The following is a 14352-nucleotide window of genomic DNA, read 5'->3' as shown; positions in this document are numbered from 1 at the left end:
AAGCCCTTGGGGAAGTGGCGTCAAATAAGGAGAGGCATTCGCAGGTTAGCAAGCATGACTAACGGCGCGCATGTCCCAATTTGTGCCATGCCTTGCCGCATGCGCCGGGTTCGTCTACCCCTCTGCCCCAGGTCGCCCCAAGGCCCCGTCAGAAAAGCCGGAACGGACATAATGAGCGCAACAATCGCCCTGGTGGACGATGACAGGAACATATTGACGTCGGTGTCGATCGCCCTGCAGGCGGAGGGCTATATCACGCGGGTCTATTCCGACCCGGAGGCGGCGTTGAAGGCGCTGCTGGAAAATCCCGCCGATCTTGGCGTTTTCGACATCAAGATGCCCAAGATGGACGGGATCGAACTGCTCCGCCGGCTCCGGGAAAAGAGCCAGATGCCGACCATTTTCCTGACCAGCAAGACGGACGAGCTGGACGAGGCGCTTGGCCTGGCGATGGGCGCGGACGATTATATCGCCAAACCCTTTTCCCAACGGCTGCTGATTGCGCGCATCCGCGCGATCCTGCGCCGCGCCGAATATGCGCGCGCGCCGGACTCGGAGCCATCCGAACCTGCCGTGGAGCCGATCGTGAGGGGGCGGCTTGAGATGGACCCGGCGCGGCATCGGGTGAAATGGGCCGGCAATGACGTGACCTTGACGGTGACGGAGTTCCTGATCCTGGAAACGCTGGCGCAGCGCCCCGGAGTCGTGAAGAACCGCAACCAGTTGATGGATGCCGCCTATCAGGATGACGTCTATGTCGATGACAGGACGATAGACAGCCACATCAAACGCCTTCGCCGCAAATTCCGCGAGGTGGATACCGATTTCAACGCAATCGATACGCTCTATGGCGCCGGATACAGATTCTCCGAAGAATGAGCATAGCGACATGGCGCTCCGCTGGTCGGGGCGCGTGTCGCTGACGTGGCGGATTCTCGCCATCAATATCTTTGCGCTCGCGCTGCTTGCGGGCGGATTCTTCTATCTCGACAGTTACCGCACGCGGATCGTCGACGCCCGGCTGGACCAGTCGCAGCGCGAGTTGCGGCTGCTGGCCATCGCGCTGGAAAGCACGCCGCCCGCCCAGCACAATGCGTTGATCAGCGCCTTCGCAAAGCAGGGGGACGATCGCATCCGCCGATATGCGCCGGATGGGCGGCTGGTGACCGACAGCTTCCGGCTTGGCGCGTTCCGCTATGAACTGCGCGACCCTGCCGAAGAAGCGTGGAAGCGGCATATAGCGCGCTTTCTGGACAAGGTGGTGGACGGCATTGTGTCGGCCGACCGGCCGCCCAACTTCATCGAGCCGAAGATCGACCGGGCGGAAGCCTGGCCGGAAATTGTCGCGGCCCGCCGCACCGGCCAGGACCAGACCGCAAATCGCTACGCCCCTGATCGCACCTCTGTCATATCCGCCGCCGCAGTGATGCAGGACGGCAGCACCCTGCTGGCCACCGAAAATGCGCGCGACATCACCAAGACCGTGCGCGCTGAACGGCTGCGGCTGGGCCTGGTGCTGGCGGCGGCGATACTGGCTTCCGTGCTGCTTTCGCTATTCCTTGCGCGCACGATCGTATTGCCGTTGCGCCGGCTGGCGATGGCTGCGGTGCGGGTGCGGCTGGGCCGGGCGCGGGAGGTGACGGTGCCCCGCCTGCCGGACCGGCGGGATGAGATCGGCATGCTGGCCCGCGCCCTGTCGGACATGAGTCACGGCCTGCGCAACCGGATCGACGCGACGGACGCCTTTGCCGCAGATGTCAGCCATGAGTTGAAGAATCCGATCGCGTCCCTGCGTTCGGCGCTGGACGGGCTGGAATCGGTGGAAAAGCCGGAGTTGCGGGCGCAGCTATTGGGAATCGCCAAGGACGATGTAAGGCGGCTGGACCGGTTGGTTACCGACATTGCCGAGGCGTCGCGCGTCGACGCGCAGCTTTCGCGAACCCGCTTCGAGCAGGTGGACCTGGGTCCGCTGATCGAAAATCTGGTGGTGGCGCGGGAGGCGCGCGGGGTTGAGCGCAAGGTCCGCCTGGCGTTCGCGCGGCCGCGCAAGGATGTGGCGGTGGTGATGGGCGAACCCCAGCGCCTGTCCCGCGTCATCGAAAACCTGCTCGACAATGCGATCTCCTTCTCGCCTGATGGCGGGCTGGTGCAGATCGTCGCCACGGTCGCTGATCAGGAGGTGCTGGTCAGCATGGAGGATGAAGGCCCCGGCGTCCCGCCACAGGAGCGCGAGACCGTATTCCGCCGTTTCCACAGCGTCCGGCCAGAGGGGCAATTCGGCAAGCATAGCGGCCTTGGCCTCGCCATTGCCCGATCCATTGTCGAGGGGCATCAGGGCCGGGTCAGCATCGGCGACCGCGACGACGAGCAGAGCGGCGCGCGCTTCATCGTCCGGCTGCCCATGGCGCAAATCCGCGATCCGGGCATCACGCCCGATTGAGTTGGCGCGCAAAAGCGGCGGCGATAATCAACGGCTTCCATGCGCATGAAAGCCGCCTCCCCTTAGCGCACGGGAAACTGATCAAGATAACGCCGTCAAAATAGCCCCGTCCGGCGCGGGCTGACACACTTGCGTCAGTTCACCACCATTTGTCGGGGCGCGCGGAGAACCCGGCGCGTTCCTCGATCGCCAGACCCGCATTGAGAACGCCCTGCTCGTCCAGCGCCTTGCCGATGATCTGCAGACCGAGCGGCAAGCCCTGCGCGTCAAGGCCGCCAGGCACCGACATGGCCGGAAGTCCCGCCAGCGACGCAGGCACGGTGAACACGTCGTTGAGGTACATGGCCAAGGGATCGGCCTGCTTCTCACCCAGCGCGAAAGCGGCGGACGGTGCGGTCGGAGTCAGGAGGAGATCGCAGCTTTCGAAAGCCTTCGCGAAATCGCGCGCGATCAGCGTGCGGACCTTCTGCGCCTGTGTGTAATAGGCGTCGTAGAAACCAGCGGAAAGCACATAGGTCCCGATCATGATGCGGCGCTTCACCTCTGGCCCGAAACCGGCGGCGCGGGTCGCGGCATACATATCCTGCAGGTTTGCGCCATCGGGCAGGTCGCGCAGGCCATAACGCACGCCATCATAACGGGCGAGGTTGGACGAAGCCTCCGCGGGCGCGATGATATAGTAAGTGGGCAGCGCATATTTGGTGTGGGGCAGCGACACCTCCACAACCTCGGCTCCCGCATCCTTCAGCAGGGCGATGCCCTTTTCCCAGAGCGCATCGATCTCGGCGGGCATGCCGTCGACCCGATATTCCTTGGGAATGCCGACCTTCTTGCCGCGAAGGTCGCTGGACAGACCCGCTTCCCACTGGGGCACGGGCAGATCGAGCGATGTCGAATCCTTCGGGTCGAACCCCGCCATCGATTCCAGCAGGATCGCGTTGTCGCGGATCGTGCGGGCCATCGGGCCAGCCTGATCAAGCGAGGAGGCGAAGGCGACAACGCCCCAGCGTGAGCAGCGGCCATAGGTCGGCTTGATCCCGCTGATGCCCACAAAAGCCGCTGGCTGACGGATCGACCCGCCCGTGTCGGTGCCGGTCGCCGCCGGGCAGAGCCGCGCGGAAATGGCCGAGGCGCTACCGCCGGACGAACCGCCGGGCGCAAGCGCGGCATTGTCGCCACCGCCCCGCTTCCACGGGCTGATCACATTGCCGAAATAGCTCGTCTCATTGGACGATCCCATGGCGAACTGGTCAAGATTGAGCTTGCCCAGCATGCCCGCCCCAGCAGCCCACAGCTTGCCGGAAACGGTCGATTCATAGGTCGGCTTGAACCCCTCCAGCATGTGGCTGGCGGCCGTGGTCTGGACGCCCGCCGTGCAGAACAGGTCCTTCATGCCGATCGGCACGCCGGACAGGGGCAACAGGGTGCCCTCGCCCCGCGCCTTGTCGGCGGCGTCGGCAGCGGCCAGCGCATGATCGGGCGTTTCGACGATGAAGGCGTTCAGGGCCTTGGCCGCCGCGACATTGGCGTTGAAGCCTTCGGCCACTTCGCGCGCCGTGAAATCGCCTGCGCGGAAGCCATCGCGAATCTCCGCGACGGTAAGATCGGTGAGGTTCGTCATTATTCGATCACCTTCGGCACGGCGAAGAAGCCATGTTCGGCCTGCGGCGCATTCGCCAGCACCTTGTCGCGCACATCGCCGTCAGTGACGACATCGTCGCGCAGGCGCAGCGTGTTGGGGATGACAGCGGTCATCGGCTCCACGCCGGTCACATCCACCTCGCCAAGCTGTTCCACCCAGCCGATGATGTTGTTGAGTTCCGGCACCAGCGCATCGGCTTCCGCATCCGTGACGGAAATGCGGGCAAGGCTGGCGATCTTCTTGACGGTTTGCAGGTCTATGGCCATGCCGCGCCGCTAGCATCGCGCACGGGTTGCATCAAGCGCGATTGCCCCGGACGCGCCAAGACGCTAGGCGCGGATGCAGAAAACGCATCCGCAGGAGCGGCGATTGCGGTTGTCGCAATCGCCAAGCCATGCTGCACTGCAATATGAGAGTGGTCCACTGGCCAGGAAATTTCTCTATGTCATCGCTGGGCTGATCGTGCTGGCACTCGCATCATCCATCGCCTACCGGCTTTGGGGCCAGCAGTTGCTGACTGCGGCGATGGTGCCGTCCGCGCCCTTTATCGAGCCTGCGCCGCTGACGGCGGACGACTATGCGCGAAGGGATTTGTGGCTCGCGCGGCCGGACATCAGCCGGGACAATCCCGGCCTGTGGCTGCCGCCCGGATACAAGGCCGAAACGGCGGAGAAGAAGGCGGCGGTCTTTTTCGTGCATCCCACATCCTATCTCGCCAGCTTCCGGCCGCGATGGAACATGCCGCTCAACGACCGCGAGTCCCTGACCACAGCCGCGCAATTCCTGCGGGGACAGGCCAGCGCCTTCAACGCGGCGGGAACCATCTGGGCGCCGAAATACCGGCAGGCGCATTTTGGCGCTTTCCTGACCGACAGACCGCAGGCCAACAACGCCCTTGCCGCCGCCTATCGCGATGTAGCGGCGGCATTCGAGGCGTTTCTGAAGGCCAATCCGGCGGGTCCGGTCATATTGGCCGGGCACAGCCAGGGCTCGCTGCATCTGATGCGGCTGATGCAGGAGCGGATTGCCGGGAAACCGGTTCAGGACCGTATCGCCGCCGTATATCTGGCGGGCTGGCCGGTGTCGGTGGAAGCCGACCTCCCTGCCCTTGGTCTCCCGGCCTGTTCAAAGCGCGGAGAGGCGGCGTGCATATTGAGCTGGCAGAGCTTTGCCGAACCGGCGGATATGCACGCAGTCACCGACACCTATGACCGAAGCGCGGGCCTGACCGGCGCGCCACGCAAGGACAGCCGGATGCTCTGCATCAATCCGCTGACCGGAGCGCCGGACAGCGCGGCGGCGGAAAGCCGGAATATGGGGACGCTGGTGCTGACCGACCCGCCCGGCGGATCGAAGATCGTGCCGCAAGCCGTCCCCGCCCGATGCGATGCGCGCGGTTTCCTGCTGATCGGCAATCCGCCGGCCATGGGGCCATTCGCCCTGCCGGGAAATAATTATCACGTCTACGACTATCAGTTGTTCTGGGCCGATATCCGCCGCGATGCCGGGGAAAGGCTTGCGACATATCTGGCGCGATGATCACGGCCGACAGGACGGCGTTTCGCGACTGGCTGCCCCAGGGAGGGCGGCTGATCGGAATGGACGTGGGCACCAAGACCATTGGTCTTGCGCTGTGCGACGCGGGATGGAGCATCGCCAGCCCCGCGCACACCATAAACCGCGGCAAATTCACCAAAGATAAGGCGGCGCTGGCCGAGTTTATGGGCCAGCAGCAGGTGAAGGGCATTGTCATCGGCCTGCCGCTCAATCTGGACGGCAGCGAATCGCCGCGCAGCCAGTCCTCCCGCGCCTTTGCCCGCAATCTTGCCGACATGGGCGTACCCATATTCCTGTGGGACGAACGCTGGTCGACACAGGCTGTCACCCGCACGCTGATAGAGGCCGACGCCAGCCGGGCGCGGCGGGGCGAACTGGTCGACAAGCTGGCGGCGAGCTATATCCTGCAAGGGGCGATCGACGCACTGGCAGGTGCAGCCAAAACGGAAGCAAATCCGCCATTTTTAGACTAAAGTCTTACGATCTTCCGCCCTTTTTGAAAGGGCTTTCCATAACCCATTAACGGCAATCGTACAGGATGACCGGCATAGGTTATAGAGGGTCATATGCTCAGCAGGATCGCCGAGGATAAAAGAGACGAGGAACTGGATCTGTTGGAAGACCTCCGGGAAAGGACACCGGAAGGCCGGATCAGCATCATGACCCAGGTCCATTCCAATCTCATCCTGATCGTCGGGCGCGGTGTTTGGACGAGTGCCGTGCTCGCTGCGCATTTCAGCCAGTTGGAGCATGCATTGCAATCGAAACGCAGGCAGTTCGGCGCAGCGCGGCTCCTTTGCGATGTGCGCGATCGGGGCGAGCAGCCGCCCGAAATAGTGGAGGAGATAAGGCTGGGCGCCACGCTCCAGCTCAAGGGCGATGACCGGATGGCCGTGGTGACGAATTCCAGCCTGATGAAGATGCAACTCCGTCAAGATTTAGGTCGTGACCGCATGCAGTTTTTCATGTCGATCGAGACCGCGAAAATCTGGCTCGACGCCTATCGTTGAGGCGCTAGGCGCATTTGCCGCCTATCCACCGCTTGAGGTTCGCGCGGCGCTGCCCTAAAGCGTCCCCTCATGCCAGAACCGCACCCAGCGCCCTCCCCGACCGGTCTCACCGGACGGGATAATTTTCCGCACCGCGACCTTCTTTCCATTTCCGTGCTGAAGCCGTGGGAAATCCGTTTCCTGCTGGACGAGGCGGAACATTGGGTGGCCGTCAACCGGGCGGCGTCGCGCAAGCATGACGACCGGCTGGCGGGGCTGACGCAGATCAACGCATTCTTCGAGAATAGCACCCGCACGCTGCTCTCCTTCGAGATCGCCGGCAAGCGCCTGGGCGCGGACGTCGTGAATATGCACGCCGCCACATCCAGCGTGAAGAAGGGCGAGACGCTGATCGACACGGCGGTCACGCTGAACGCGATGCGCGCCGACGTGATCGTCATCCGGCATGGCAGTTCGGGCGCGGTGCGCCTGATTGCCGACAAGGTGGACTGCCCGGTGCTGAATGCTGGCGACGGATGGCATGAACATCCGACGCAGGCTTTGCTGGACGCCCTGACCATCCGGCGGCGCAAGGGCGGCTTTGAGGGGCTGGTGGTCGCGATTTGCGGCGATGTGCTGCACAGCCGCGTCGCGCGGTCGAACATGCTCTGCCTTGCCGCCCTCGGCGCGCAGGTGCGGGCGGTGGCTCCCCCGACCCTGATGCCCGAATGCGTCGAGGCGATGGGGGCCACGCCTTTCACGGATTTCAATGCAGGACTGGATGGCGCGGATGTCGTCATGATGCTGCGCCTGCAGAATGAGCGGATGGACGGCGCGTTCATCCCCTCGCCCCGCGAATATCATATGCTCTACGGACTGACGCCGGAGCGGCTGGCGCGGGCGAAGCCGGATGCGCTGGTCATGCACCCCGGCCCGATGAACCGGGGCGTGGAGATCACCAGCGGCATCGCCGACCATCCTGAGCGCTCCGCCATCACCGAACAGGTGGAAATGGGTGTCGCCGTGCGCATGGCGTGCCTGGACGTGCTGACCCGATCGGCGCGCAAGGTGGAGGGATGGGCATGATTTCAACACTCCTCACCTCCGTCGCCCCTGCGCAGGCAGGGGTCCCGCTTCTCCTCCACGCTTTACAAGAGCAGCGGGGCCCCTGCCTGCGCAGGGGTGACGGGAGGAAGGCGCAATGAACCGCCTAGCCATCATCAATGGCCGCCTCGCCGATCCCGCCGGGGGAGCGGTTGCAGAGGGCGTCATCCTGATCGAGGGAGACAGCATTGTCGCGGCGGGTGCGGCCGATGTCCCGGCGGACGCCGAGCGGATCGACGCGGCGGGTCTTGTCGTCGCGCCGGGCCTGATCGATCTGGGCGTGTTCAGGACGGACAAGCCGGCCTTCCATTTCGGCGGGATCACGCGCGCGGCGCTGATGCCCGACCAGTCCGCACCGCTCGACGACCCTGGCCTGATCCGGGAAGCGACGCGCGGCGGCAAGCCGGATTTCTGGGTGCATCCGATCGCAGCGGCGACGCGCGGCCTAGAGGGGCGCGAAATGGCCGAGATCGGCATGATGCAGATCGCGGGCGCGAAGGCCGTGGGCACCGGGCGTCAGTGGATCGCCGATTCAGGCGTGATGATGCGGGTGCTTTCCTATGCGGCCGGGCTTGGGCTGACGGTCATCGCACATGCCGAGGATGGCGGGATCGCAGGCAAGGCGGTGGCGACCACCGGCGAGACGGCGACACGGCTGGGCCTTGCCGCCGCGCCCGCCTGCGCCGAAGCCATGGCCATCGCGCGGGACCTTGCGCTGGTGCGGCATACCGGCGCGTCGATCCATTTCCGGCTGGTGAGCACGAAGGCCGGTTTCGACCTGATCCGCGCCGCCAAGGCGGAAGGATTGAAGGTAAGCTGCGGCATCAGCCCGGCATATCTGTTCCTGTCCGACCTTGCCGTCACCGATTTCCGCACCTTCGCCCGCCTTTCTCCGCCGCTCCGGTCGGAGGATGACCGGCAGGCCTGCCTGCAGGCGGTGGCCGACGGGACGGTCGACGTCATCACGTCCAGCCACGATCCGCGCGGTCCGGAGGACAAGCGCCTGCCCTTCGCCGACGCCAGCCCCGGCATGGCGGGCGCGGAGACGCTGCTGGCGCTCTCGTTCAACCTGGTGCGCGATGGGCATGTGACAATGAACCGCCTGATGGCGCTGCTCTGCGCCAATCCCGCGCGGATTCTGGGCGTACCGGCGGGCGCCTTCACGCCGGGATCGGCCGCCGACATCATCTTCATCGACCCCGACGCGCCGTGGCAGGTCGATTCAGGCAAGATGGCCGCGGCGGCGGGCAATACGCCGTTCGATCGCCTGCCCGTTCAGGGACGGGTGCGCAAAATCATGAAGGGCGGCCAGTTCCTTTAGGAACGGCCGCCCTTCGGTTTCCCTCTCCGGAACAGAGAATTCAGCGCGAAGCGAACTGCTTGCCGCGAAGATTTGCGGGGAGCGCAGCCACCTGCTTGGGTTTGCCCTTGGCCGCCGCCCAGCGGTCCGCCTTGGGCGCAACGCCCTCACCCGCCCGCACGAAGCAGTTGCCGCCGCGCGCGCGCACGGTCTGGCACAGACGATCTGCTGCGGCGCGATCGCCAAAGCCGCCCACGGCAAGCCGGTAGAACAGGCGGCCATCGACCGTCGCGGTGCTGTTGACCACCGGGAACGCGCCAAGGGCGGCGTTGAATTTCGACATATGCTGCCATTTGTCGGCGGCGACCGCAGCGCTGTCGAACGCACCGAGCTGCACCACCCAGGGGCTGGCCGAATTGCCGGTAACCGGCTTGATATAGGCGGCCTTGCGGAAGCTGGGCTTCGCTGCCGGCGGAATGGCGACCGTCAGGCGCGGAGCGGCGATCGGCTGGCTGAACGGGGTCATAGACGGCGCAACGGGGATCTGCTGGATCATCGCAGGCTTGGCGTTCGCCACCTTTACCGGCGCGGCTTCCTCCACGGCTGCTACAGCCGGAATATCCTGCACCATGGCCGGGAGCGGCGCGGGCGCGGCTTCGGCCGTCTGGATGACCGGAGCGGCGGGAGCCACTGGCGCGAGCGCAAGACGCACCGGCATTCCGGCATCGGCCTGCGGCACGACGCCCATCAGCGCTGCGACCCGCTGGGCCTCCAGCCCAGGCTGCGCCATTTCGGCCCAGGCCAGGACGCGCTTGGCGGCGACGAGCGGATCGACATCCTGCTCCGCGATCAGGCGCGCTTCGCGCCAGCGTCCGGCCAGCGCATAGGCATAGGCCAGATTCTGGCGGGTCTTGGCGTCGGCGGACGGATCGTGGATCGCCTCGCCAAGGACGCGAACGCCCTCCCCAGGATCGCCGGCCATCGCCATGGCGAGGCCATAATCCGCAGCCGGCACCCGATCCATCTGATCGATCAGCAATTTCCGCGCGCCCTCCGCATCGCCCTGCGCGACATCGATGAGCGCCAGGCTGACCACCGTGCGCGAGTCGACATTGCCAAGCGTCATGGCGTCCCGGAAGGCCGTCTGCGCCGAGGAGAAGCGGCCATTGGCGAGGTAGGCGCGGCCAAGCAGCGTGCGATAGGCGCCGCTATCGGGCTGAGCCTCAACGGCCGCCTCCGCATGCGTCAGCGCCATCGAATATTCCTTCTTCGCCAGCGCGCTTTCGGCCAGCGCCGCGAAATCGGCCTTCTGCTTCGCCTTGGCCCCGGCGAGCGAAGGAGAGGTGCGATAGGCGGCGCCAGTGCAGCCCACCATGGAAACGGCCAGGATCAGCGACGTCGCGCCGACTTTCAGCAAGGCATTGCGGTTCATGAGCGTGGTCCCTCGTTCAATTCTTCTTCGCGCCGCGCGTTACGCGATCGGCAAGCGCATCGATTTCCGGCCGGCTGTCCAGGAACGCATCCAGAGCATCGGTGACGATCTGCTGCGCGGAGCGATTGCCCACCGCGCAGGCAAGACGCAGGCGCAGATGGCGTTCGGGGTCCAGCCGGAGCGTGAAAGCGGCCTTGGCCGCGCGCGCCTTCGCGGGCGAAACCTTTGCGGCCCGGACCGGCTTTGCGGCGGGCGTCGCGATCTTTTCGGCCAGTTCACGGCGCTGTTCGACAACCGGCGGGATCGGCGCGGGCGCATCGGCCTCCGCCGTCTTGAATACAGGCGCGGCGACCTGCGGCATCGGCGTCAGGCCGGTCGCGGCGAGCGACGGGCTTTCATAGCTGTGCCCGTCCCCCATGTCGTTCCAGCCCAGATCGTCATGATTGCCGCTGTCGCCCAGCGCCACCTGACGCCGCATTGCGGGCCGTGCGCCGCCCTTGCGGGCCAGCAGGCTGGAAGTGAGGGAGGCGAAAGCCTTCGGCTCGTTCATCACGCCCATATCCTTATTGCCCGATGACGCGGCGGCCGAAGCCGCCGAGTGGACGGGGCGCGCCGGAATAGCCGGTGCCGTTATTGGGCACGGCGAACACCGTGCGGCGGAAATTCTTCTCCAACCGGTCGGAGATATAGCTCCACAACTGCACCACCTCATTGGCGGAGCGGCCATTGGGATCGACTTCCATCACTGTCCGGCCGTCGATCATCGAGGCGGCGAAGTCAGTGCGGTGATGGAGCGTGATCGGGGCGACCGTGCCGTGCTGCGAAAGCGCCACGGCGGCCTCTGAAGTAATCTTGGCCTTGGGCGTAGCGCCGTTGACGACGAAGATCAGCGGCTTGCCGGAACGCTCGCACAGATCGACGGTCGCGCCAACGGCGCGCAGGTCGTGCGGGCTGGGCCGGGTCGGCACGATGATGAGTTCGGCCACGGAAATGACGCTCTGGATCGCGACGGTGATGGCGGGCGGCGTATCGATGACCGCCAGCTTGAAGCCTTGCTGACGCAGCGTTTCCAGGTCGGAGGCGAGACGGGAGACGGTTGTCTGGGCGAAAGCGGGATATTCCGCCTCACGCTCATTCCACCAGTCGGCGAGCGAACCCTGCGGATCGATATCGATCAGCACCACGGGACCGGCCCCGGCGCGCTGCGCCTCCACGGCCAGATGCCCCGACAATGTGGTCTTTCCAGAGCCACCTTTTTGCGATGCCAGTGCCAAAACCCGCACGCCATACCCCCCAAGAAATCCGAATTCCGGGGGACGGTGCCACGGCCGCGCCTAAGATTTGGTTAACTTCGCGCATGCCTTTCCTGCCAAAATGGTGGAGACGCGGGCGGCAAGCGCATAAAGTGCGGTTATTGCTAACGCGCTGTTAACCACATCCCGCGTTTATCGCGCGTAAATGCGGGATTCGTTTGGGAGCATATGCGCATGAAAGCTTTTGTCACCGGAGCAGCCCTTGTCGCGGCGCTCGGCCTGGCGGCGCCGGGCTTGGCCGACGTGAAGGCGGGGTATGACGCCTGGGGTCAGGGCGACTATGCCAAGGCGGTGAAGGAGTGGCAGCCTCTTGCGGAGGCGGGCGACCCCGATGCGCAATATAATATGGGCCAGGCCTATCGCGCCGGTCAGGGCGTCGACAAGGACGAGGCCGCAGCGGTCGAATGGTTCCGCAAGGCGGCGGAACAGGGACTGCCCAAGGCCGAGGATACCTATGGCCGGTCGCTTTTCCAGGCGGGCAAGCGCGCCGAAGCGATGCCATGGATTCAGAAGTCGGCCGCGCGCGGCGAACCGCGGGCGCAATATATTCTGGGCACGGCGTTGTTCAATGGCGAGTTCGTGTCCAAGGACTGGGTGCGCGCCTATGCGTTGATGACCCGCGCGTCGGCGGCAGGTTTACAGCCTGCATCGAACAGCCTTTCGCAGATGAACAGCTATATCCCCGTCGAGCAGCGACAGAAGGGTCTGGCGATGGCGGCGGAGCTGGAAAAATCGGACAAGGCGGCTGCTTTGGCCGCCGCAGAGGTCGACAATAAGGCGACAAAGGCGACGGGGAAAGCGACGGTGGTGAAGCCTACCGCCAAGCCCAAGCCCGTGGAAGTGGCGCAGGCGGAGGCGCCGGCCAAAGTTGCCGCGCCTTCGCCTGAACCCAAGGCCGCGCCGAAGCCGGCCCCGGCCAAGCCCGCGCCCAAGGCTGGGGTCCCCGCGCCACAGCCGGGCGGCGCCTGGCGCGTGCAGATGGGCGCGTTCAGCGAGGACGGCCGCGCGCAGGCCCTGTGGAAATCCCTGTCGGCGAAAGTCGGCGGCCTTTCGGGCTATCAGAGCTTCTATGTGAAGGGCGGACCGGTCACCCGGCTGCAGGCGGGACCGCTCGCCAGTTCGGCGGATGCGGAAAAACTGTGCCGCGCGATCAAGGCGGCGGGCACGGACTGCATTCCCAAGAAGATGTAATGCGCGACCTCCGTTCGGGATGAAACCGAACGGGGAGAGTTTTACGCTTCAACCCAATCCCGGCGCGCAATGCCCTGCGCATAGAGAAGCGCTGACAGGTCGCCATAGCGGATTTCCGCATCGGCGGCCGCCCGCGCCTTTTCTTTCGCATGATAAGCGACGCCCAGCGACGCCGCCTCAATCATCGGGATGTCGTTCGCCCCGTCGCCCACCGCCAGCGTCAGCGCCGGATCAATCCCATGTTCGGCAATGGCGGCGAGCAGCTCCTCCCGCTTGCGGGCGGCATCGACGATCGGCAGGGCGACGGTGCCCGAAAGATGGCCGTCCGCCAGCTCCAGCACATTCGCCACCGCCTTCTCGAAACCTATCTCCTCCGCCACCGGCCCAGTGAAGCGCGTAAATCCGCCGGAAACGAGGACGGTGCGCGCGCCCCGCGAACGCATGGTGCGCACCAGCGCCTTTGCGCCCGGCATCAGGCGGACACGCTCCGTCCGGCACTGGTCGATCACGGCGTCGGGAAGCCCCTTGAGCAAAGCCACGCGGGCGTGGAGCGCTTCGGCAAAATCCAGCTTGCCCTGCATCGCCTGTTCGGTCACCTCGGCGATCTGCGCCTTGATCCCGGCATAGTCGGCCAGTTCGTCAATGCACTCGACGGTGATCATGGTGGAATCCATGTCAGCGACGAGCAATGTCTTCTCACGGGTCGCGGCGGGCTGCACAAGAATGTCGATGCCCTCGCCCAGATCAGCCAACGCAGCGCGGGCGGCCTTCGGATCATTTGCAAAAAATATGTCCGCCGCCTTTTCCGGCTCCAGCCAATTGCTGTAGCCGGCCACGCAGCCTGCATCAGAGAGGCGGTCGCTGGCGGCGGAAATATCCCCCTGCCCCAACCTGTCGCTTGCCACTAAAGTTACCAGGAACATGACTGAACCAAATTCTCCAAAAAGCGGCGAATCCGGCAAGCCGCCGGTCGCGCTTATTGCCGGGCCGACCGCCAGCGGCAAGAGCGCCATCGCGATCGCCCTGGCGCGGGCGGCGAACGGCGTGGTGATCAACGCCGACGCCAGCCAGGTCTATGCCGATCTGTCGATCCTTTCCGCCCGGCCGACGGCGGAGGAAATGGGCGACGTCCCCCATATGCTGTTCGGCCATATCGACGGCGCGGACGCCTGTTCCGCCGCGCGCTGGGCCAGTGACGCGCGGGCGGCGATCGCGGCGGCGCATGCCGGGGGCCGCCTTCCCATCGTGGTCGGCGGCACCGGCCTTTATATCCGCACCCTGCTGGACGGCATCGCCCCCGTGCCGGAAATCGACGCCGACGTCCGCGCCAGCGTGCGGGCGATGCCGGTCGAGCAGGCGCATGAGGCGCTGCGGGAGAGGGATG

General features: G+C 65.4%; 15 protein-coding genes. 9 read left to right on the top strand and 6 right to left on the bottom strand.

The window, feature by feature from the left end; genetic code table 11:
* Positions 1-171: 171 nt before the first annotated feature.
* Entirely contained in the window at positions 172-879 is a 708-nt protein-coding gene (locus BHQ40_RS00075; RefSeq protein WP_070150897.1) for a response regulator transcription factor, read from the top strand.
* A complete protein-coding gene (locus tag BHQ40_RS00070; protein ID WP_070150895.1) occupies positions 848-2440 on the top strand; it encodes a sensor histidine kinase in 1593 nt (530 codons plus the stop codon). Before BHQ40_RS00075 ends, BHQ40_RS00070 begins: the two co-directional genes overlap by 32 nt.
* 139 nt (positions 2441-2579) lie before the next feature.
* Here BHQ40_RS00070 and gatA read toward each other — a convergent pair whose 3' ends face one another.
* Both gatA and gatC read right to left on the bottom strand, forming a co-directional pair.
* Complete coding sequence (gene gatA / locus BHQ40_RS00065) at positions 2580-4061, bottom strand: Asp-tRNA(Asn)/Glu-tRNA(Gln) amidotransferase subunit GatA (RefSeq protein WP_070150893.1); 1482 nt, start codon at positions 4059-4061, stop codon at positions 2580-2582.
* On the bottom strand, positions 4061-4348 hold the full coding sequence (gene gatC, locus BHQ40_RS00060) for an Asp-tRNA(Asn)/Glu-tRNA(Gln) amidotransferase subunit GatC (RefSeq protein ID WP_070150892.1): 288 nt from the start codon (positions 4346-4348) through the stop codon (positions 4061-4063). Before gatC ends, gatA begins: the two co-directional genes overlap by 1 nt.
* A gap of 157 nt (positions 4349-4505) precedes the next feature.
* On the opposite strand from gatC, the gene BHQ40_RS00055 reads away from it, so the two are divergent.
* The 5 genes from BHQ40_RS00055 to BHQ40_RS00035 all read left to right on the top strand — a co-directional run bounded on the left by BHQ40_RS00055 (position 4506) and on the right by BHQ40_RS00035 (position 9053).
* Positions 4506-5621, top strand: coding sequence for a DUF3089 domain-containing protein (locus BHQ40_RS00055; protein WP_070151374.1), 1116 nt, complete (start codon positions 4506-4508; stop codon positions 5619-5621).
* Positions 5618-6112, top strand: coding sequence for a Holliday junction resolvase RuvX (ruvX, locus tag BHQ40_RS00050; RefSeq protein ID WP_070150890.1), 495 nt, complete (start codon positions 5618-5620; stop codon positions 6110-6112). Before BHQ40_RS00055 ends, ruvX begins: the two co-directional genes overlap by 4 nt.
* A 93-nt stretch (positions 6113-6205) precedes the next feature.
* Positions 6206-6649 carry a SpoIIAA family protein gene (locus tag BHQ40_RS00045; protein WP_070150885.1) on the top strand — a complete coding sequence of 148 codons (444 nt, stop codon included), beginning with the start codon at positions 6206-6208 and terminating at the stop codon, positions 6647-6649.
* 69 nt (positions 6650-6718) lie between these two features.
* Positions 6719-7714 carry an aspartate carbamoyltransferase catalytic subunit gene (locus tag BHQ40_RS00040; protein WP_070150884.1) on the top strand — a complete coding sequence of 332 codons (996 nt, stop codon included), beginning with the start codon at positions 6719-6721 and terminating at the stop codon, positions 7712-7714.
* 115 nt (positions 7715-7829) lie between these two features.
* On the top strand, positions 7830-9053 hold the full coding sequence (locus BHQ40_RS00035) for a dihydroorotase (protein ID WP_070150882.1): 1224 nt from the start codon (positions 7830-7832) through the stop codon (positions 9051-9053).
* 40 nt (positions 9054-9093) lie between these two features.
* Here BHQ40_RS00035 and BHQ40_RS00030 read toward each other — a convergent pair whose 3' ends face one another.
* From BHQ40_RS00030 to BHQ40_RS00020, 3 genes are read right to left on the bottom strand one after another with little or no spacing between them, the layout of a single operon-like run.
* Positions 9094-10464 carry an SPOR domain-containing protein gene (locus BHQ40_RS00030; RefSeq protein ID WP_139139119.1) on the bottom strand — a complete coding sequence of 457 codons (1371 nt, stop codon included), beginning with the start codon at positions 10462-10464 and terminating at the stop codon, positions 9094-9096.
* 16 nt (positions 10465-10480) lie between these two features.
* The gene (locus tag BHQ40_RS00025; RefSeq protein ID WP_070151370.1) at positions 10481-11014 is read right to left on the bottom strand and encodes a hypothetical protein; all 534 of its coding nucleotides are present in this window, start codon (positions 11012-11014) and stop codon (positions 10481-10483) included.
* 13 nt (positions 11015-11027) lie between these two features.
* The gene (locus BHQ40_RS00020; RefSeq protein WP_070150879.1) at positions 11028-11747 is read right to left on the bottom strand and encodes an AAA family ATPase; all 720 of its coding nucleotides are present in this window, start codon (positions 11745-11747) and stop codon (positions 11028-11030) included.
* A gap of 198 nt (positions 11748-11945) precedes the next feature.
* Between BHQ40_RS00020 and BHQ40_RS00015 the strand changes: the two genes are divergently transcribed.
* Complete coding sequence (locus BHQ40_RS00015; RefSeq protein WP_139139118.1) at positions 11946-12968, top strand: SPOR domain-containing protein; 1023 nt, start codon at positions 11946-11948, stop codon at positions 12966-12968.
* 41 nt (positions 12969-13009) lie between these two features.
* Here BHQ40_RS00015 and serB read toward each other — a convergent pair whose 3' ends face one another.
* A complete protein-coding gene (gene serB / locus BHQ40_RS00010) occupies positions 13010-13891 on the bottom strand; it encodes a phosphoserine phosphatase SerB (protein ID WP_070150877.1) in 882 nt (293 codons plus the stop codon).
* On the opposite strand from serB, the gene BHQ40_RS00005 reads away from it, so the two are divergent.
* Positions 13890-14352, top strand: a 463-nt coding sequence (locus tag BHQ40_RS00005) for an isopentenyl transferase family protein (RefSeq protein ID WP_290438413.1), incomplete at its 3' end; no start/stop codon positions are given. The genes serB and BHQ40_RS00005 overlap by 2 nt on opposite strands.

The organism is Sphingobium phenoxybenzoativorans (assembly GCF_001757355.1).
Taxonomy (GTDB): domain Bacteria; phylum Pseudomonadota; class Alphaproteobacteria; order Sphingomonadales; family Sphingomonadaceae; genus Sphingobium; species Sphingobium phenoxybenzoativorans.
This window is presented reverse-complemented; position numbering and strand designations above follow the sequence as displayed.

What these genes read in the sequence shown, in the direction of transcription:
- BHQ40_RS00075 (WP_070150897.1), top strand. Translation starts at nt 172, where the DNA reads ATGAGCGCAACAATCGCCCTGGTGGACGATGACAGGAACATATTGACG.
- BHQ40_RS00070 (WP_070150895.1), top strand. Translation starts at nt 848, where the DNA reads ATGGCGCCGGATACAGATTCTCCGAAGAATGAGCATAGCGACATGGCG.
- gatA (WP_070150893.1), bottom strand. Translation starts at nt 4,061, where the DNA reads ATGACGAACCTCACCGATCTTACCGTCGCGGAGATTCGCGATGGCTTC.
- gatC (WP_070150892.1), bottom strand. Translation starts at nt 4,348, where the DNA reads ATGGCCATAGACCTGCAAACCGTCAAGAAGATCGCCAGCCTTGCCCGC.
- ruvX (WP_070150890.1), top strand. Translation starts at nt 5,618, where the DNA reads ATGATCACGGCCGACAGGACGGCGTTTCGCGACTGGCTGCCCCAGGGA.
- BHQ40_RS00045 (WP_070150885.1), top strand. Translation starts at nt 6,206, where the DNA reads ATGCTCAGCAGGATCGCCGAGGATAAAAGAGACGAGGAACTGGATCTG.
- BHQ40_RS00040 (WP_070150884.1), top strand. Translation starts at nt 6,719, where the DNA reads ATGCCAGAACCGCACCCAGCGCCCTCCCCGACCGGTCTCACCGGACGG.
- BHQ40_RS00035 (WP_070150882.1), top strand. Translation starts at nt 7,830, where the DNA reads ATGAACCGCCTAGCCATCATCAATGGCCGCCTCGCCGATCCCGCCGGG.
- BHQ40_RS00030 (WP_139139119.1), bottom strand. Translation starts at nt 10,464, where the DNA reads ATGAACCGCAATGCCTTGCTGAAAGTCGGCGCGACGTCGCTGATCCTG.
- BHQ40_RS00025 (WP_070151370.1), bottom strand. Translation starts at nt 11,014, where the DNA reads ATGAACGAGCCGAAGGCTTTCGCCTCCCTCACTTCCAGCCTGCTGGCC.
- BHQ40_RS00015 (WP_139139118.1), top strand. Translation starts at nt 11,946, where the DNA reads ATGCGCATGAAAGCTTTTGTCACCGGAGCAGCCCTTGTCGCGGCGCTC.
- serB (WP_070150877.1), bottom strand. Translation starts at nt 13,891, where the DNA reads ATGTTCCTGGTAACTTTAGTGGCAAGCGACAGGTTGGGGCAGGGGGAT.